The following is a 19,775-nucleotide window of genomic DNA, read 5'->3' as shown; positions in this document are numbered from 1 at the left end:
ATAAAAAACAATAAATTAGATTCAATATATTTTGAATTGTGTGAAAATATAAAATGCTATTCTATCAAATCTATATGTCTATCGTGATAACCTAATAAATATAGAACGCCATCCAACCCTATGCTAGAAATAGAACTTTGTGCATTTTCTTTTACCGTTGGTTTTGCGTGAAAAGCAATCCCGAGTCCAGCAAGATTAAGCATTGGCAAGTCGTTTGCCCCATCACCAACTGCAATAGTTTGACTGATATCTATACCTTCTTTTTTGGCTATTTCTTTCAGGAACTCTGCTTTTTTATTACCATCAACAATTTCACCAATATACCCACCTGTTAAAATACCATCTTTAATTTCTAATTCATTGGCATACATATAATCCATCCCCAGTTCCTTTTGTAAATAAAGCCCAAAGTATGTAAACCCACCTGATAAAATAGCTGTTTTAAAACCATAACTTTTTAAGGTATCAATTAATCTTCTGGCTCCTTTAGTAATAGGTAAATTCACGGCCACCTCATGTAGCGTTTCTTCACTCAAGCCTTTTAGAAGTTTCATGCGTCTTTTAAAACTTTCACTAAAATCTATTTCTCCATGCATTGCAGATTCGGTAATAGCTTTGACTTCATCACCAACACCAGCCAATTCAGCCAATTTATCAATAACTTCAGCTTGTATCAAAGTTGAGTCCATATCAAAACAAACCAATCTTCTATTTCGTCTATAAATATTATCTTCTTGAAATGCTATATCTACATCTAATTCTCTAGAAATTTGCATAAATTTCTCAGTTAACTCAGGTTTATTATCTATTTTACCTCTAATAGATAACTGAATACAGGCTCTGGGGTATTCCTGTTCCTTGACAAGAGATAAGCGTCCTGTTAATCGTTTAATAGAATCAATATTTAAATTCTTTTCTGAAATGATTTTGGTAACTTCTGAAATTTGTTGTGCCGCCAGTTTTTCACCTAAAATTGTGATTATATATCTGTCTTTACCTTGAAGACCTACCCATTTCTCATAATTTTCAAGAGTAATAGGTGTGAATTTAGCTTTAATACCGAGCTCGTAAGATTTAAAGAGTAAATCCTTTAAGACGGCAGCAGAATTTACTCCAGTCTCCACTTCAAACAATATTCCTAAAGATAATGTATCGTGAATGTTTGCTTGTCCAATATCTAATATCTTGGCATCATATTCTGCCAAAACACTTGTTAAATTAGAAGTCAATCCTGGTTTATCTTGTCCGGATATATTTAGTAGAAAAATCTCGTTAGCCATAATTTATGATTACTTTCTTGAAAGCCGTAAAAATGATTATTCTATTTGAGATATGAAAGTTTTTTTAATCATAAAGCACAGTAAATTAGAATATTTAAGATTTTAATTTAACAAGAGAAAAAACTATTTAACAAATCTGCTATGCCAGCTTTCACTTGCAGGAACTTCCCAGTTTTCTTTAAATTCAGCAATATTATTTACCAAATTATTAAATACAATGGTGTTTTTTGAAACCGCCTTTTCCTGTGCCATTTTTCTGAAATCGGTTAATGTTTTGTAAGCAATAAACTCTCCTTGTTTATATGAGACATTCATCTTATCTAATAAGTCAACTGAAAAATCCTTTTCTAATTGCTGAATAAAATGAACCGATGCATCTATAGAACAACCGGTAGCATGATTTAAGTTTTGATTTAAACCAAGTACTATAAATCGTTTATATTTAATACAATAACCAGATTCCAAATCACCACCATGAGCTGTCCAGTTTTGGATAAATTCAATTAATCTCGATTGAATTTCTTCAATCTCTTGGTCTGTGAACGAACGACTGGCTTGGTAAATCCAAACTCTTGATTCGTCAGGTAATGTATTAAATTCTACTAACATTAATTTTTATTACTTTTTAAAATACGTCCGGTTAAAATAAGACCAATTCCTAGTCCTACTAATATTCCTGAAACAAAATCAATTCCTTCTTTATCTAAATAAGAAAGTAAAAATACTCCAATCAACAATATAATAGTTCCAAAAATTCTTACTCTATTCTTTTTAAACATCATAAATCTTGAGCATTTGCAATCAATTCTGCAATATCCATAACGGTTACATCTTCTTCTCTTTCTTTTACCTTAATACCATCCGTCATCATGGTGTTACAAAATGGACACCCAGCAGCAATAATGTCTGGTTTTATTTCTAAGGCTTGTTCAGTACGTTCCACATTGACTTCTTTATCTCCTTTTTCTGCATCCTTAAACATTTGTGCTCCTCCAGCGCCACAACACAAGCCATTCTTTTTACAGTTTTTCATTTCAATGAGTTCTGCTTCAAGTTTGATAATTAAATCTCTTGGAGCTTCATAAACATTGTTGGCCCTGCCTAAATAACATGGGTCATGAAATGTGATTCGTTTCCCTTTAAATTTACCGCCCTCAATAGTCAATCGCCCATCATCCAATAAACTCTTTAAAAACTGGGTATGATGCATAACTTCATAATTACCGCCAAGTTCAGGGTACTCATTTTTTATGGTATTAAAACAATGCGGACAAGCCGTCACAATTTTTTTAATTTCATATGCATTCATTACTTCTATATTAGTAACAGCTTGCATCTGGAATAAAAATTCATTGCCTGCGCGCTTTGCAGGATCACCAGTACAACTTTCTTCAGTGCCTAAAACAGCAAATTCTACCTGAGCCTTATTTAGAAGTTTCACAAAAGCTTTAGTGATTTTTTTTGCTCTATCATCAAAACTACCAGCACAACCTACCCAAAATAAAACTTCTGGTTGCTTGCCTTGAGCCATAAATTCAGCCATTGTTGGCACTTTTAGTAATTCGCTCATGTCTATCTTGTTTTTTTTGAATTTGTTTGACTTAATCTTCAAATTTACTATTCGTTTTTCCAATTAAGTCTGTCCATTTGATTGTAAGGCCATGGCGCTCCATTGTTTTCAATATTCGTCATCATGTTATTTAATTCAACAGGTGCTGCGGATTGTTCCATCACTAAATAGCGACGCATATCTAAAATAATGGATAACGGATTGATACTGACCGGACAAGCTTCTACACATGCATTACAGGACGTACAAGCCCATAATTCTTCTCTGGTTATATAATTATCTAATAATTGTTTTCCGTCATCTACAAAGGTTCCTTTATTAACATCCAGGTTTTTCCCAACTTCTTCTAACCGGTCTCTGGTATCCATCATTATTTTGCGTGGGGATAATTTTTTACCAGTTTGATTGGCAGGACATTCACTGGTGCAACGCCCACACTCCGTGCAAGTATAGGCATTAAGCAGTTGAACCCAATTTAGATCTTGTACATCACTAGCGCCGAATTTAGCAGGCATTTCTGCACCTTCGGCTGGTGCGGCAAAAGGATTAACATTTGGATCCATCATCATTTTTACTTCTTTGGTGACTGCGGCTAGATTATCAAATTGCCCTTTAGGCTTTAAACTTGCATAAAATGTATTTGGAAAAGCTAAAAGAATATGTAAATGCTTTGAAAAATACAGGTAATTCAAGAAAACTAAAATTCCTAAAATATGAATCCACCAAGCCGTTCTTTCAATAATATGGAGTGAACTTACAGAGAACCCCTCAAATAATGGTGCTATGTATTGACTAATAATATTTCCTGAATTCATGGCTTGAAAATGAATGTCAGTTGCATTCATAATCAAAAACAAAGACATCAAGACCATTTCAAAGTACAAAATGTAATTAGCGTCATTCTTTGGCCAACTAGTCATTTCACTTTTCCAGAAGCGTTGTAATTTCAAAATATTTCTACGAATCCAAAAGACAATAACGGCAACAAAAACAAGCAGAGCCAATATTTCAAAAGAACCAATTAAAAAGCCATATAACGGGCCAATTGAAGAAAACACTCTATGTGTTCCCAATATACCATCAATAATTATTTCTAATACTTCAATATTTATAATTACAAAACCAACATATACTATGATATGTAAAAAACCAGCAACAGGACGGCGAACCATTTTACTTTGACCAAGGGCTATCATGGCCATATTCTTCCATCGTTGTGATTTGTTATCACTTACATCTATATCATGACCTAATTTAATATTACGTATAAGCTTTTTTACATTTTTAGTAAAATAACCAATACCAATAATAAGAGCAATAGCAAAAAGAATGTTTGGCAAATAGTTCATGGATTATCAATTAGTTTCTGACTCCTGATAAGGTATTTCCTTTTTTGATAATATTCTAAAATAACGTTTTGGATGCAGTTTAATATCCTTCAATAAAGCTTCCATTTCTTTAGTAGCTCCTTCTAAGTTTTGATATAATGTTTCATCTTTCAGTAATTTACCCATTGATCCTTCACCATTATTTAGATTCGTAAGTAGACTGTTCACATTAGTTAAAGTTGCATTTAATGATTCAACAGTATTTCCAACCTTAGCTTCTTTTAATTCTGAAGTCATAACCGCTAAATCATTACTCGTTGTTTTAAAATTATCAAGAATGGAGGTTATATTCTTATCATTTTCAGAAACCACAGTATTTAAGGAATTGGCTAAATTTTTAAATGACTTTAAAGTCGCGTTAAGTTCAGCGATTGTTCTTTTTAATCCGGCGTCAGACTCATCTATAACAATTTTATTAATATTGGTTAGAAGCGTATCTGTAGATTTTAAGGTAGCATTTAAATCGGTACTCAATCCGGAAAAGTTTTTTGAAAGACTAGTAATAAGGCCTACTTGAATTTCAGATTCTAAAACATCCCCTGGTTTTGCTAGCTCACCATCATTACTAATAATAATAGCAAGTGCATTACCGCCCATTAAACCAGTTTCATACAATCTGACTTTACTATTTACAGAAAATTTTAATTGTTCGTTTACAGAAAAAGCTGTTCTTGTCTTACCAGTTTTATAATCATAAATAATATCCTGAATTTTCCCAACTTGGTTGCCTTTAACAGTAACAACTGAAGAACTGCTTAAGGCGTTATAATCAAATTCAGTATAATAAATATTCTTTGGTTCAAAGAGGTTTTGTCCCTTTAAATAATTATATCCAAAAATAAACAGGAAGATTCCTAATAATACAAGAATGGCGGTTTTAATTTCTTTTGTTATTTTCAAAGTGATTTTTTTTATTCAAACAAATTTAAAATAAATTTAAAAAGAATAACCTTAATTAGCACTTGATTTTAATGCTTCTGATATAGGAATTCTTTTGCCATCTTTAAAAGCTACTATAAAACTAGATTTATAACCCTTTAATTTAGCGACATCTTCCATTTTTAATATTTTATTATAATCATAAGAAGCGCCATAATAATACTTATACAGATTGTTCTCCTTTTCACAAGAAATGTCGTCCAATTGATTAAAATTATAGGGCTTTGGATCTATTTTCCTAGAACCAGCGGCTATTTGCACTTTGAAAATAACATTAGTATCAAAAGTATTGATTGTTTTAGTATCATTCTTAGTTTCAATTTCATGAGCTACCTCTTCAACAAATAATTCATCACCAACATTTTGATCTAGGTTCTTTTTGTAATTAGTGATAGCCACCGATATTGAATTGGAAATTTCATTTTGTCCTTTCCTTGAATTTAAATAAGCGCCTTCTGAATTATTAGTGATAAAACCAGTTTCAATCAAAACACTTGGCATTACGGTTTGATGCAATACAATAAAGCCGGCTTGCTTAACTCCTCTATCTTTTCGTTTTAAATTATTTGTAAACTGATGCTGGATTAAACTAGCTAATTGTATACTTTGATCTAAATACTCTTCTTGAGCTAGCGTTAAACCTATAACAGCTTCTGGAGAATTAGGGTTAAAACCCGCATATTTCTTTTCATAATCTTCTTCCAAGTAGATTACTTCATTTTCAGCTTTTGCTACATCAAAATTTGTTTTATTTCTGTGAATTCCTAAAACATAGGTTTCAGCGCCTTCTGCTTGAGTGTGATGGGCATTACAATGCACGGACACGAATAAGTCTGCTTTGGCTCTATTGGCAATTTTACCCCTTTCAAATAAATCCACAAACACATCTGTTTTTCTCGTATAGATGACTTTAATGTTAGGGTTTTTTTCTAGTTCTTCTCCAACATCCAAAACTATTTTCAATGCAATATCTTTTTCTATATAGCCATTTTTTGTAGGTCTCCCTGGATCCTTACCACCATGGCCCGCATCAAGAACCACTACAAACTGAGGAGATTTATTTTCACTTGAAGTAATAAATGAGGAAAATATTACAACAAAAATAAAAGATACGAAAAGTATAACTTTAGGCGTTTTCATAAGGATTTTAATGACTTAAAAGCAAGTTCTTTTTATTTTAAATTTTATTTAATAATGAAATAATCTCAAAAAAAATATATGTAATTTTGACTTTTCAAAAACCGAGCCATACTTTTACAAAAATACATTTAAAAGCATTGTATACAAACAACTTTAAACTACTTTTTGCATTAAGTTTTACACTGTTTATAAACATGTACAGCTTTAGTCAAGATATACCAAAAAAGGGCGCTCCTATAAAAGCAATAGTTAAAGATAGTATCATTGTTGATCAAACAGATTTACCTCAACCTGAGGTTTCAGAAAAAGTACAGGACTCCATTTTAAAAGATACCACTAAGACCAAAAAAAAAGAACTTTTAGAGCATATTGTTGACTACAAGGCTACTGACTATACTTCCTTCAATCAAAAGCTACAGAAATTATATTTATATAACGAAGCTGAGATTACTTATGGTGATATGAACATAAAGGCTGGTAATATTACTATAGATTACAGCAAAAACGAGGTATACGCAAGAGGAATTAAAGATTCTATCGGCGACTATTCACAAGCCCCCATTTTTACTCAAGGCACTAATGTGGTGGAACCTGATTCTATTTTATTTAATACAAAAACTCAAAAAGCCCTTATTTATAATTCCAAAACAGAACAATCTGGTGGAACCGTAATTGCTGAAATTACTAAAAAGGAAAATGATTCGGTATATTTCATTTCAAGAGGAAAATATACGACGGCACAAGATTTAGAAGATCCTGAATATTATATTTTGTTAAGAAAAGCTAAAGTAGTTCCCGGAAAAAAAATTGTGACGGGATTAGCTAACCTGTTTATTTATGACGTACCAACACCATTAGGTTTACCTTTTGGTTTTTTTCCACAATCAGAAAAACAAACTTCAGGCATTTTATTCCCTGCCTTTGGAGAACAAAATCAACGTGGCTATTTTTTACAGAATGGTGGTTATTATTTTGCGATTAGTGATTATGTAGATTTAGCGGTATTAGGTGATTACTATACAAACGGAAGTTATGGTTTCCGATTTGAAAGTAATTATGCCTTGCGTTATAAATTTAGAGGGAATTTTGGATTTAGATATGAAAATTTAATTGCCAGCGAACGCGGTTTTCCGGATTACTCAAAATCAACAGTTTATAATTTGCGCTGGTCACACAGTCAGGATGGAAAATCAAGTCCAAATTCTCGATTTTCAGCCTCTGTCAACTTAGGTAGTAGCAACTATTACAGAACTTCTATAAATCAGGTAAATACAGGAAGTTTTTTAAATAACACCTTGTCATCCTCCGTTTCCTATTCAAAAACGTTTCAAGGCGATCCCCAAGTAAATTTCAGTTTAACTGCAACACACCAGCAAAATACCAATACTGAACAAATCAATATGACGCTTCCTACCTTTCAAGGTAGTGTTGGAAGAATATTTCCTTTCGCTCCAAAAACCGGATCAAAAAAAGGGATTATTCAAAACGTTAACCTTCAATATAATTTAAGAGGGGAAAACAGAATACAAACTTCTGATTCCTTATTCTTTAAAAAGGAAATGTTTCAAGATGCAAAGACTGGTTTTCAACATACTATTCCACTAAGTACTAATTTTAAAGTCTTTAAATATTTTAGTTTAAGTGCGAGTACTAATTATAATGAAGTCTGGACATTTAAAACCATTGAAAAATCATTTGATCCAACTGAAAATAAGGCTGTTACAGAAACCGTGAATGGTTTTGACTCCTTTAGGACCTATAACTTCAGCACAAGTTTGGGAACTACTATCTATGGAATGTTTGATTTTAAAAAGGAGGGAAAAGATCCAAAAATTCAGGCTATCAGACATGTTATGAGACCCTCTATTAGTTACAATATAAATCCATCTTTTGATAAGTATTATGATTCCTATGAAGTGGTCAGTGCAGATGGATTAACAACATCTGATGTTGAATACACAAGATTTGAACAAGGTGTTTTTGGCGTGCCTAACAAGAACTTTTCCAGTTCTATGGGTATTTCGTTATCAAATAATTTAGAGGCTAAGGTAAAAGATAAGGATAGTACAGCTACAGAATCAAAAAAAATCATTCTCCTTAATAATTTAAATTTTTCAACTTCTTATAATTTTGCTGGTGATTCTTTACAATGGAGCCCTATAAGGATGACTGGGGGCACCCAACTTTTTAAAAATAAAATGAGTATCAATTTTGGAGCAACTTTAGATCCATATGCGCTTGATAACAACAATAATAAAATTGCTGATTTTAATATAAATAATGGTGGTAGCCTATTTAGACTCACCAGTGCCAACTTAACCTTGAATTATTCCCTTTCAAGTAAAGACAATAAGGCAGATGATAAGAATAAAAATGGCATTGAAGAAAACATGAGAAGCGGTGGACGTGATGATGGTTTATTTGGTCTTCCAGATGGCTATACGAGTGATCGATTTGACGAAGGAAATAAGAATGAAGATGAGGAAGAAGTGAGCCAGTTCTATAATTTTAAAATACCCTGGAGTTTGCGGATTGCTTATGCTGTTAATTACAACAATTCAAGAAGACAAAATGAAATTTCATCTCATTCGCTCATGTTTTCGGGCGATATTGAGCTTTCCCCAAAATGGTCTGTTGGTGCTTCATCTGGTTATGACTTGAGAAATCAAGGCTTTACCTATACACAATTGCGTTTTGAACGCGATTTATTAAGTTGGAGGATGAATTTTAGCTGGGTGCCCTTTAGTTCAAGAGCCTCCTGGTATTTCTTTATTGGAATTAAATCAACCATCTTAAAAGATCTTAAATACGATAAGAGAAATCAACCTGATCTTCAGCTTTAATATTTTATTATATAAAATTAATTATTATGAAAAAAATTATAATCACTTCCAATGCTCCTGCTCCCATTGGACCTTACAATCAAGCCATATTAAAGGGAAATACCTTATACACTTCAGGTCAAATTGCTTTAAATCCTGAAACTGGTGAATTAATTTTAACTGATATTAAAACCGAAACACAACAAGTAATGAAAAACATGAAAGCTGTTATAGAAGCTGCTGATATGACTTTTGACGATGTTGTAAAAACCACTATATTCATAACAGACATGAATGATTTTGGGCAAATAAATGAAGTATATGGCAGCTATTTTAATGAAGACAATGCACCTGCCAGAGAAACTGTACAGGTCGCAAAATTACCAAAAAACGTGCATGTTGAAATTAGCATGATTGCCATTAAATAATTTAGGAAATAGCACTTTTATCTTTAGGCGCATATTTAATTAATAATTCTTTCAGCTTATCTGATTCAATTGGTTTTGCTAAAAAATCATCAATTCCGGCTTTTTTAGCATTTTGTATATCTTCTTCAAACGCACTGGCAGAAACTGCTATGATAGGTATCTCATGCTTAGCGTATTTCTCACTTGCCTTAATTAGTTTTGTAGCTTCATAACCATCCATTTCAGGCATAAATATATCCATAAACACCATATCAAAATCAAGAATATTAAATAGCTTAACCGCGTCTGAACCATTTTTAACAAAAGTACAATCTGCACCTTGTTGTTCTAATAAGAACTTAATAACCTTTTGATTCATTTTATTATCTTCTGCCACTAATACATTAAACTTATAATCAAACTGATTTAATAAATCTGGGCTAGGTTCTAATTTTTCTCGTTTTAAATTTAGAGTTTTTTGAAGTTGAATACTGAAATAAAATATGGACCCTTCATTTTCCTTACTTTCCAATTTCAGTTCACCACCCATTAATTTTATAAGTTGTGAAGAAGCTGTTAATCCTAAACCAGTTCCTCCATAATAATCTGTAATTGACAAATGGTTATTTTCAGAATCAGCAAAAATTCTTTTCGCTTTTTCTGGCGGAATTCCAATCCCTGTATCTTTTATATAAAAGGTTACAATTTGATAATCATCAGGTCCAACAGTCTGATCTATAACCAATGAAACTTTACCTGAATTTGTAAATTTAATAGCATTACTCATCAAATTGGTTATAATTTGTTTTATTCGCTTTAAATCGCCAAGTAATAAAAACTTCTCGTTTTCATCCGCTAAAAACTTAAATTCAAAGTCAAGACCACTATCCCAGGCTTCATATTCAAATACTTTAACCAGTTTTGACAAATCAGATTTTAAATCAATTGCCGATAATTCTAACTCTATTTTTCCTCCTTCAACTTTAGAGTTATCAAGTATCATGCTAACCAATTGCATCACATGTTCTGAGGAATATTCAGCAATTTCTAATTGTATTTGCTGATCTGTTGTGAGTTGGCTCTGTTTTAGCATATTGATCATACCTAAGACAGAATTTAACGGAGTTCTAATTTCATAACTCATATTAGCCAAAAACACCGATTTGTACTCACTTATCTTTATAGCTTCTTCCAAATCTGATTCTAATCTTCTGACCTTAGTTTTTAATATTTCAAATGACTTGTCTAAACTATTCACATCATCAATTTTAGATAACAAAAGTTTGTCACTATGATTATTGATATCGTCAATTTTGGTCTTTAGTCTACTAAAATCATTAGTCATTCTACGCGCTAAAAAATAAGCTACAACCACCATCAGAATGGCAATAAGAACAAATAAAATTAATCCGTTATTATAAAGGGCTTTCTTTTTTTCTTGAAATACTTTGTTTAATTTAATAATTAAGGAATCAATCTTCGCATTTAAATTTAACTGATTCTCAGAAGAAGGATTAAATAAATTTTTTGAAGTTGAATTTTGAAATAATTCAACTACCTCAATTATTTGAATAATATCATTATCAAAAACAAATGAATGATTATATATCTCTTTTTTAAGATTGATTAATTTTTCTTTATTTGAATTTAAATTAGTTACAAAAAAATCTAAATTATTTTTATTTATTCCAGTTTTGTGAAGGGCTTGATTATTCTCAAGTAAAGTAGACTGGTAATTAAGAAAACTCCTTGAAAAATCAAATTTAATGTCTTGAAGATCACTTACCGCCATTGGTAAATAATCAAGCTTTTTTTGCAGTTGAGTAAAGCCAATAAACAGGACTATTATTAATAAAATAAATGTAAAAAAAATCAATGTTATCCTTACTTTAAAGGATCGCATTGATTGAAAAAGAAATGCCATCTTTAGGTGCTTTTTTACAAACTTATTTATAATTGATGGAATTCCCAAAAGTATTATAACTATTAGTATTTATAATTAATCCTTTTTTTTAGTAAAAAGTTAGATTTTAAAGGTAATACTAATTTTCAATATTTTGTTGATGTATTTTTCTTGTTTTTTTTAATATTCAATTATAAAAATAATACATTTGAAATGACTTAAATTAAATGATAAATGCGCATAGAATATGATTTAAAATTAGGCTTTAAAGATGTTATGATTCGTCCAAAGAGGTCAACATTAAAAAGCAGGTCTCAGGTTAATTTAGAGCGTAATTTTAAATTTTTACATAGTCCACATATCTGGGAAGGCATTCCTGTTATGGCGGCTAATATGGATACGGTAGGAACCTTTGAAATGGCAAAAGCACTTTCACAGAAAAAATTATTTACTACTATTCATAAACATTATTCTATTGACGATTGGAATATTTTCTGCGCTTCTGCCCCAAAAGATATCGAGAATTATATTGCTATTAGTACAGGAACCAGTAATAAAGATTCAGAAAAACTAACGGCCATTTTTAATTTTAATCCACATTTAAAATTTATTTGCATTGATGTTGCCAATGGATATTCTGAACATTTTGCCAACTTTGTAAAGAAAACAAGAAAGCAATATCCAGATAAAGTGATTATTGCCGGTAATGTAGTAACTGGTGAAATGGTTGAAGAACTTTTGCTATCAGGGGCCGACATTGTAAAAGTTGGAATAGGTCCAGGATCTGTTTGTACTACCAGAGTTAAAACTGGCGTTGGTTATCCTCAATTATCGGCCATTATTGAATGTGCTGATGCCGCTCATGGTTTAGGAGGACAAATTATTAGTGATGGTGGCTGTGCAACACCTGGAGATGTTGCTAAAGCTTTTGGTGCTGGTGCTGATTTTGTAATGCTTGGAGGTATGTTAGCTGGCCATGATGAGAGTGGTGGAGAAATAATTGACAAAAACGGTAAATCTTTTAGAAAATTTTATGGCATGAGTTCTTCAACTGCTATGGAAAAACATATTGGAGGTGTTGCCGATTATAGAGCTAGTGAGGGAAAAACAGTTGAAGTACCCTACAAAGGAAAAGTGGAATCAACATTACAAGATATTTTAGGAGGTTTAAGAAGTACTTGCACTTATGTTGGTGCTCAACGACTTAAAGAGCTCACTAAAAGAACCACCTTTATTAGAGTTGCAGAGCAAGAGAATAGGGTTTACGAAAAGGAATAATATTATTTGACAAAAGTGGTGTAGTGATTTTGCATTTCTTTAGATGATATGTTTCTGTTTTTATGATATAAAATCTTCCATATTTAATGGCAATAATCGTTTTAGCTTAACTATTAAACGCACAACAATTTCTCTGAATTAATTTATAAATAAGGCTGATAATTATGTTAATAACAGCTGCATTTTTTTTTATAAGCTTATCCATTTTCATTTAAAAAACATTTAAATTGTACCTTACCAAAAACCGACTTGTAAATGGCATTAAAAATTGTAATATCACATAAAACGCTCTATAAATACGATCGCCCTGTAAAATTATCTCCTCATATATTTAGATTAAGACCAGCACCACATAGCAGAACTCCTATTGAATCCTATTCTATAAAAATAAAACCTGAAAACCAATTTTTTAATTGGCAACAAGATCCATTTGGAAATTATTTAGCACGTTTAGTTTTTCCTGAAAAAACAAAAGAATTATCCATTGAGGTAGAAATTATTGCAGATTTAAAAACAATCAACCCCTTTGATTTCTTTGTTGAAGAATATGCTGAAGACTTTCCCTTTAAATATGATGAAACTTTAAAAAAGGAACTTTTACCCTATTTAGAAATAGGCGAAAACGGAAAATTGCTTCAAGACTTTTTAAAAACGATTGATCTTACGCCAAGAAAAACAATATACTTCTTAATAGATATCAATAAAAAGATATATGATTTTCTGAATTATAATATTAGGTTAGAACCTGGTGTTCAAAGTTGCGAAGAAACATTAGAACGAAAAAATGGATCATGTAGAGATTTCGCCTGGTTATTTGTGCAAGTTATGAGACATCTAGGATTAGGTGCCAGATTTGTTTCGGGGTATTTAGTGCAATTAAAAGCAGATGAAAAATCTTTAGATGGCCCTTCCGGACCAGAGGAGGATTTTACAGATTTACATGCATGGGCTGAAGTATATATTCCTGGTGCAGGTTGGATAGGTTTTGATGCCACTTCTGGATTATTAGCTGGTGAAGGCCATATTCCGTTAGCATGTACACCTTCTTTTGAAAGTGCAGCACCTGTGAGTGGCTTAACAGATGTCTGCGAAACAGAATTCTTCTTTAATAATTCTGTAAAACGCATTTTTGAATCTCCAAGAGTGACCAAACCTTACACTGAAGAACAATGGGATGCTATTTATAAACTGGGGTTTAAAGTTGAAAAACAATTAGAAAAAAATGATGTAAGGCTCACGATGGGTGGCGAACCCACATTTGTATCTATTGATGATATGGAATCCCCAGAATGGAATACAGATGCCGACGGACCTCATAAAAGAGAGCTCGCCAAAAATCTTGCAGTTAAACTATATGATTCTTTTGGCAAAGGTGGTTATTTGCATCAGGCACAGGGCAAATGGTACCCTGGTGAACCATTACCCAGATGGTCCATTGAAATTTGCTGGAGAAAAGATGGTCAAAACATATGGCATAACAGAAAATTGTTATCCTTATTTTCAGATAATCCAAAGCTACCTAAAAACACTGATAAAGTTTTTTTAACAACGCTTACAAAATATCTTGGTATCACAAATAAAACGGTATTGCCTACATTTGAAGATGCCTTTTATTTTCTTTGGGAAGAAGGCAAAATGCCCATTGATGTTGACCCAACTAAAGAAGACGGCCATTTACTGGTTAAGAATAAACTGCAAGAAATTCTTAATCAAGAAAAATCGAATCCAGTAGGCCATTTATTACCATTAAATAACACAAAAAACACCTGGCATACCTGCGTATGGGCTTTTAGAAGAAAACATATTTTCCTATTGCCAGGAAATTCACCAGTAGGCTTAAGATTACCCTTAAACTCATTAATTAAAAAGCCAAAACAAGAAGAATTTCCTCAATATATTCCAGATAATTTCTCAAAAAAGAAACCTTTACCAGATTATAAAGAAATAGTAGGAAAACGTTATAAAAACTTAAGTAAAAAAGAACTTCTGAAGAACCATTCAGAATATTTTATTAGAACGGCTCTTTGTTCAGAGGTTAGAGACGGTAAATTATATCTGTTTTTACCACCTTTAGACAGTGCAGAAATATTTTTGGATTTGTTGGCATCCATTGAAGCTACCGCCAATGAACTCAACATTCCTGTCATTTTAGAAGGTTATGATGCGCCACATGACCAGCGGTTAGAGTCGTTAAAAATTACTCCAGATCCTGGAGTTATTGAAGTCAATGTACAACCCGTTAAAAGCTGGGATGAACTCACCAAAAATACGTTCACCTTATATGAACAGGCTAAGCAAGCCAGGTTAGGAACCGAAAAATTTATGGTAGACGGAAAACATACAGGAACTGGTGGAGGCAATCACGTTACTTTAGGCGGAATCACTCCGGCTGATAGCCCTTTGTTAAGAAAACCAAATTTATTGCGCAGTCTTTTAACATTTTGGCAACATCATCCTGGACTTTCATATCTGTTTTCTGGTGCTTTTATAGGACCAACAAGCCAAGCTCCAAGAATTGATGAAGCACGTATGGACAGCTTGTATGAATTAGAAATTGCCTTTAACCAAATCCCGAAAAATGGTGAAGTCCCATTTTGGTTAACAGACAGACTGTTTAGGCATTTACTAACAGATTTAACAGGAAATACACATCGATCAGAATTTTGTATTGACAAACTGTATTCACCAGATTCCTCATCAGGCAGATTGGGTATATTAGAATTACGTGCCTTTGATATGCCACCGCATCCTCAAATGAGTTTAATGCAAAACTTATTAGTCAGAACTTTAGTTACTTGGTTTTGGAAAAAACCATACGAGCATAAATTGGTGCGTTGGGGCACAGAATTGCACGACAAATTCTTAATTGAGCATTTTGTAAGAGAGGACATCAAAGATATTGTTGAACAATTGAACAAAGCTGGCTATAACTTCAAAGAAGATTGGTTTAATCCATTTTTTGAATTTAGATTTCCACTACATGGTATGGTAGATATCAATAATATCCATTTAGAATTAAGAGCTGGTATTGAACCCTGGAATGTTTTAGGTGAAGAAATGACCGGTGGTGGAGCCGCAAGATATGTAGATTCATCTTTAGAGCGTATTCAAGTTAAAGTATCTCATTTTAATCATGACAGATATGTATTAACTTGCAATGGCCTTAAAGTAAATCTGATTAAAACAGGTGTCGAGGAAGAATACGTGGCAGGTATACGATATAAAGCTTGGAATCCTTATTCAGCACTGCATCCTACTATTGGAGTAGACGCACCTTTGGTTTTGGATATTATTGACTCTTGGAATAAACGCTCCATTGGAGGATGTACTTATTTCGTGACGCATCCTGGTGGACGTACTTATGAAACATTCCCTGTTAACAGCTATGAAGCTGAATCCAGGAGAATTAATAGGTTCTGGGATTTTGGACATTCACAAGGTGAATTAGATTTACAAGAAAATATAAAGCCAAACAAATCAAATAAAAATGCTTCAGATTACGCTTCAAAGAAAACATTTAAATATAAAGAATTACCTATAAATCCAGAATTCCCAAACACACTTGATCTTAGGAAAAAATAATAATAACATTTATGACGGTTAACACCAATATATTATTTCAAAATTACTTTTCTGATGTAAAGAATTATGATGAGGTCATTAATAGCAATTTGATTATAAATTCCAATTGGGAAAACTTACTTGAAAATTTAACTAATATTGGAATCCCTCAACTCAAATTAAAGCAAAATGAGGTTAATTGGTTAATGGCAGAAAATGGTGTTACTTATAATATTTATAATGACCCTAAAGGATTAAACAGACCCTGGAATTTAAATATAGTGCCCTTTCTTATTCATGAAAATGAATGGACCAACATAAAAAAGGGCATAGAGCAACGTGCTGAATTACTCAATTTAGTTTTAAAAGATATTTATGGAAAACGGGAACTTATTACCAAAGGTATTGTCCCACATGAAGTCATTTTTGCTCATCGCGGTTTTCTAAGACAATGTGATCAGATCCAATATAAAACATCAAAGCATTTATTGATTTATTCTGCCGATTTAGCGAGAGGTCCTGATGGAAGAATGTGGGTTGTCAATGACAGAACTCAAGCACCCTCAGGTATGGGGTATGCTTTAGAAAACAGATATTCTATAAGCAGAGTGATTCCTGATATTTTTAAAAATATAAACGTCAAGCAAGCGGCTGGATTTTTTTATGATTTTAATCAAATGCTGGTCGAGTCTGCTCCTCAAAATCAACAGGACCCCAATATTATCATTTTAACACCTGGTCCGCATAATGAAACCTATTTTGAACACGCATACCTCTCTACTTATTTGGGATATCCTCTGGTTCATGGCAATGATTTAGTTGTAAGAAATAAAAAGGTATATATCAAATCACTAAAAGGATTAAAACAAGTAGATGTCATTCTCAGACGTGTTGATGATGCTTATATGGACCCTTTAGAACTAAGAGAAGACTCTTATTTAGGTGTTGTGGGATTATTAGATGTCGTTAGAGAACAGAACGTAACCGTTGTAAACCCTATTGGAAGTGGTGTTTTAGAAAACTCAGGTCTAATCCCTTTTATGAATCATATTTGCAGGTTTTTTTTAAACGAAGATCTTATATTACCTCAGATAGCTTCGTGGTGGTGTGGGCAGGAAAAAGAACGAAACTTTGTTTTAAATAACCTGACACAACTAGTTGTAAAGAGAATTGATAGGTCTCATAGAGAATCCATCTATTTCTGTGAGTTTTTAACTCTTTCCCAATTAGAAGAATTGAAGAAAGCCATACAATCCAATCCTTATAGTTTTGTGGCCCAAGAGAAAATATTCTTTTCAACAGCACCTGATTTTGTGAATGACCAATTGGAACCACGAAAAGTCACTTGCAGGACCTTTGCCATTGCAAAACAAAATGGTTACAGTGTCATGCCTGGAGGCCTTGTAAGAGTAGCTCCTGAGCGGGAAGATTTATATGTATCTAATCAACGTGGAGGAATTAGTAAGGATTTTTGGATAATTTCAGATGAAGAACAAACCACTATTCAAAATTATACATGGGATAAGTCCTTCAGAATATCTATTTCTGATATCAATGATTTACCAAGTCATACGGCTGAAAACTTATTTTGGTCTGGAAGATATTTAGGAAGAGCTTTAGTTACTGCAAGATTTTTAAGAATGACCTTAAACAGAATGAATGACTTGCAATTTAATGAACAGCAAACAGAATCAGATAATTTACAATATATCTATCAAGCCATTACAAATATTACATCTACCTTTCCTGGTTTTGTTGGTAAAGGCAAAGAAATAGCCTTAAATAATCCTTTAAAAGAAATATGCGGTTTAATTCTTGATGAAAAACGATTTGGTACATTCGCACAGGCTCTAAACAGTTTTAATAACTCCTACTACTCTTTAAGAAACTTATGGTCAAAAGATATGTGGCGGGTATTTGACAGCATTCAAAAAACTTGGCACAAATTCAAAGAAGACAATAATTATAGTATTTCTGAACTTATAAAATTACTTGATAAAATAATTACAAGGTTGATTGCTTTCATGGGTTTGATTGAAGAAAGTATTATGGTGGAGCAAGGATTGCTTCTATATTTTATAGGTTTACAAACCGAGCAAGCCATGATGAATATAGAAAAGTGCCGAGCTCTTTTAGTCTTTAATCATGAAGAACATCTTCAATATCAAATCCTGGAATCATTATTGACCAGTCATGAAAGTTTGAATATTTACCGATATAGTTATCGCTCCTATTTAAGTGTTGAAAACGTTATAAAACTGATACTTTTAGATGAGAAATTTCCAAAATCATTGACTTATCAATTGAATAGAATTCAAAAAGATATTGATAATTTACCTCATTCTAATACTCAAGATAATCTTTCTGAGCCTCAAAAATATATTTACAAAGCCAAAAAAGTTATTAGTGATACTACTATCAATTTACTTTTAGAACTTAACCAAGATGGAAGTTTAAGACAGAATCTTGATGATCTACTTTCTGTATTAAGTGATTTACTAAACGAAACATCATTATCCATTTCAAACACGTATTTTAATCATTCTCAACAACAAACGCAGTTGGTCAATCAAGATTTTCCTTCGTCAATATGATATATAAATTATCACATACTACCAGGTATAACTATGACAGTAATGTTACCTTTTGCCATAATATAGCCATACTTAAACCAAAAACCATGGTAGGTCAATCCTTATTGGAATACAGTCTAGATATTAATCCCCTACCAACTGAAATTTCTGAAAAAATTGATTTTTTCGGTAATACAATTACCCGATTTTCAATTCAAAAATCACATAACGAGCTAAGCGTTAAAGCCACCAGTAAAATATTACGCAATTTTAGTTTACAACCTGATATATTCAATTCAGTTGAAGGGAAAAGCATCACATTGGAATCTGCTTTAGAAGCACTTGAAATAATTTCACCCGAAATTTTAGAAGTGAAACAGTATTTACTTGATTCCATTCTTATCTCAAAGATAACAGATGAGATCAGAGCTTATGCGCAAGGCTCCTTTAAACCACAAAGGTCTGTTTTTGAGGCTAGTTTTGAACTTATGCAACGTATTTTTAGAGATTTTAAATTTGATTCCAAATTTTCAAATGTTGCCACCCCTTTAACCGAAGTTATGAAAGCAAAAAAGGGCGTTTGTCAAGATTTTGCACAAATTGCTATTGCATGTGTGCGGTCTATAGGTTTACCTGCGAGATATGTGAGTGGTTATATTGAAACGTTGCCTCCGCCTGGTAAAGAAAAACTTATTGGATCAGACGCTTCGCACGCCTGGTTTTCGGTATATATTCCAAAATTTGGCTGGATAGACTTCGACCCAACAAACAATCAAATACCAAAAAATCAACACATTACAGTGTCTTATGGAAGAGATTATTATGATGTGGCTCCTTTAAAAGGAGTTATTTATAGTAATGGAAAAAATAGTATGAAAGTGTCTGTTGATATAAGACCAGATACTGAGAGCTAA

General features: G+C 32.4%; 14 protein-coding genes. 6 read left to right on the top strand and 8 right to left on the bottom strand.

Features of this window, described 5'->3' with window-relative positions; all coding sequences use genetic code 11:
• Positions 1-56: 56 nt before the first annotated feature.
• The 7 genes from serB to V8G56_RS10430 form a co-directional block, all read right to left on the bottom strand.
• Complete coding sequence (gene serB, locus V8G56_RS10460) at positions 57-1,280, bottom strand: phosphoserine phosphatase SerB (protein WP_395438396.1); 1,224 nt, start codon at positions 1,278-1,280, stop codon at positions 57-59.
• Positions 1,281-1,403: 123 nt separating this feature from the next.
• Positions 1,404-1,889, bottom strand: coding sequence for an ABC transporter ATPase (locus tag V8G56_RS10455; protein ID WP_395438395.1), 486 nt, complete (start codon positions 1,887-1,889; stop codon positions 1,404-1,406).
• Complete coding sequence (locus V8G56_RS10450) at positions 1,889-2,062, bottom strand: hypothetical protein (RefSeq protein ID WP_395438394.1); 174 nt, start codon at positions 2,060-2,062, stop codon at positions 1,889-1,891. The genes V8G56_RS10455 and V8G56_RS10450 overlap by 1 nt, the downstream gene beginning before the upstream one ends.
• Positions 2,059-2,850 carry a (Fe-S)-binding protein gene (locus V8G56_RS10445; protein ID WP_395438393.1) on the bottom strand — a complete coding sequence of 264 codons (792 nt, stop codon included), beginning with the start codon at positions 2,848-2,850 and terminating at the stop codon, positions 2,059-2,061. The genes V8G56_RS10450 and V8G56_RS10445 overlap by 4 nt, the downstream gene beginning before the upstream one ends.
• Positions 2,851-2,897: 47 nt before the next feature.
• Positions 2,898-4,199 (bottom strand): 4Fe-4S dicluster domain-containing protein, encoded by a 1,302-nt coding sequence (locus V8G56_RS10440; protein WP_395438392.1) that lies wholly within the window; start codon positions 4,197-4,199, stop codon positions 2,898-2,900.
• 6 nt (positions 4,200-4,205) lie between these two features.
• Entirely contained in the window at positions 4,206-5,138 is a 933-nt protein-coding gene (locus V8G56_RS10435) for an MlaD family protein (protein ID WP_395438391.1), read from the bottom strand.
• A gap of 51 nt (positions 5,139-5,189) precedes the next feature.
• Positions 5,190-6,317, bottom strand: coding sequence for an N-acetylmuramoyl-L-alanine amidase family protein (locus tag V8G56_RS10430; RefSeq protein ID WP_395438390.1), 1,128 nt, complete (start codon positions 6,315-6,317; stop codon positions 5,190-5,192).
• A gap of 86 nt (positions 6,318-6,403) precedes the next feature.
• On the opposite strand from V8G56_RS10430, the gene V8G56_RS10425 reads away from it, so the two are divergent.
• Positions 6,404-9,160: a putative LPS assembly protein LptD gene (locus V8G56_RS10425; protein WP_395438389.1), complete on the top strand. Its 2,757-nt coding sequence runs from the start codon at positions 6,404-6,406 to the stop codon at positions 9,158-9,160.
• A gap of 26 nt (positions 9,161-9,186) precedes the next feature.
• Positions 9,187-9,567, top strand: coding sequence for a RidA family protein (locus V8G56_RS10420; protein ID WP_395438388.1), 381 nt, complete (start codon positions 9,187-9,189; stop codon positions 9,565-9,567).
• A 1-nt stretch (position 9,568) separates the two neighbouring features.
• Here V8G56_RS10420 and V8G56_RS10415 read toward each other — a convergent pair whose 3' ends face one another.
• Complete coding sequence (locus V8G56_RS10415; RefSeq protein WP_395438387.1) at positions 9,569-11,470, bottom strand: response regulator; 1,902 nt, start codon at positions 11,468-11,470, stop codon at positions 9,569-9,571.
• A 213-nt stretch (positions 11,471-11,683) separates the two neighbouring features.
• Here V8G56_RS10415 and V8G56_RS10410 point away from each other — a divergent pair, with 213 nt between their 5' ends.
• From V8G56_RS10410 to V8G56_RS10395, 4 genes are all read left to right on the top strand, one after another.
• On the top strand, positions 11,684-12,727 hold the full coding sequence (locus V8G56_RS10410) for a GMP reductase (RefSeq protein ID WP_395438386.1): 1,044 nt from the start codon (positions 11,684-11,686) through the stop codon (positions 12,725-12,727).
• Between the two features lie 255 nt (positions 12,728-12,982).
• Positions 12,983-16,309 (top strand): transglutaminase family protein, encoded by a 3,327-nt coding sequence (locus V8G56_RS10405; RefSeq protein WP_395438385.1) that lies wholly within the window; start codon positions 12,983-12,985, stop codon positions 16,307-16,309.
• A gap of 11 nt (positions 16,310-16,320) precedes the next feature.
• Positions 16,321-18,882, top strand: coding sequence for a circularly permuted type 2 ATP-grasp protein (locus V8G56_RS10400; protein WP_395438384.1), 2,562 nt, complete (start codon positions 16,321-16,323; stop codon positions 18,880-18,882).
• Positions 18,879-19,775 carry a transglutaminase family protein gene (locus V8G56_RS10395; RefSeq protein WP_395438383.1) on the top strand — a complete coding sequence of 299 codons (897 nt, stop codon included), beginning with the start codon at positions 18,879-18,881 and terminating at the stop codon, positions 19,773-19,775. The genes V8G56_RS10400 and V8G56_RS10395 overlap by 4 nt, the downstream gene beginning before the upstream one ends.

The sequence above is a fragment of the Gaetbulibacter aquiaggeris genome, assembly GCF_044003965.1.
In the GTDB taxonomy this organism is placed as follows: domain Bacteria; phylum Bacteroidota; class Bacteroidia; order Flavobacteriales; family Flavobacteriaceae; genus Yeosuana; species Yeosuana aquiaggeris.
The sequence above is the reverse complement of the archived record's forward strand: the minus strand, read 5'-3'. Positions and strand labels throughout refer to the sequence as shown.

Excerpts from the sequence above, each read along its gene's own strand:
- serB (WP_395438396.1), bottom strand. The coding sequence starts at position 1,280 with ATGGCTAACGAGATTTTTCTACTAAATATATCCGGACAAGATAAACCA.
- V8G56_RS10455 (WP_395438395.1), bottom strand. The coding sequence starts at position 1,889 with ATGTTAGTAGAATTTAATACATTACCTGACGAATCAAGAGTTTGGATT.
- V8G56_RS10450 (WP_395438394.1), bottom strand. The coding sequence starts at position 2,062 with ATGATGTTTAAAAAGAATAGAGTAAGAATTTTTGGAACTATTATATTG.
- V8G56_RS10445 (WP_395438393.1), bottom strand. The coding sequence starts at position 2,850 with ATGAGCGAATTACTAAAAGTGCCAACAATGGCTGAATTTATGGCTCAA.
- V8G56_RS10440 (WP_395438392.1), bottom strand. The coding sequence starts at position 4,199 with ATGAACTATTTGCCAAACATTCTTTTTGCTATTGCTCTTATTATTGGT.
- V8G56_RS10430 (WP_395438390.1), bottom strand. The coding sequence starts at position 6,317 with ATGAAAACGCCTAAAGTTATACTTTTCGTATCTTTTATTTTTGTTGTA.
- V8G56_RS10420 (WP_395438388.1), top strand. The coding sequence starts at position 9,187 with ATGAAAAAAATTATAATCACTTCCAATGCTCCTGCTCCCATTGGACCT.
- V8G56_RS10415 (WP_395438387.1), bottom strand. The coding sequence starts at position 11,470 with ATGGCATTTCTTTTTCAATCAATGCGATCCTTTAAAGTAAGGATAACA.
- V8G56_RS10410 (WP_395438386.1), top strand. The coding sequence starts at position 11,684 with ATGCGCATAGAATATGATTTAAAATTAGGCTTTAAAGATGTTATGATT.
- V8G56_RS10405 (WP_395438385.1), top strand. The coding sequence starts at position 12,983 with ATGGCATTAAAAATTGTAATATCACATAAAACGCTCTATAAATACGAT.
- V8G56_RS10400 (WP_395438384.1), top strand. The coding sequence starts at position 16,321 with ATGACGGTTAACACCAATATATTATTTCAAAATTACTTTTCTGATGTA.
- V8G56_RS10395 (WP_395438383.1), top strand. The coding sequence starts at position 18,879 with ATGATATATAAATTATCACATACTACCAGGTATAACTATGACAGTAAT.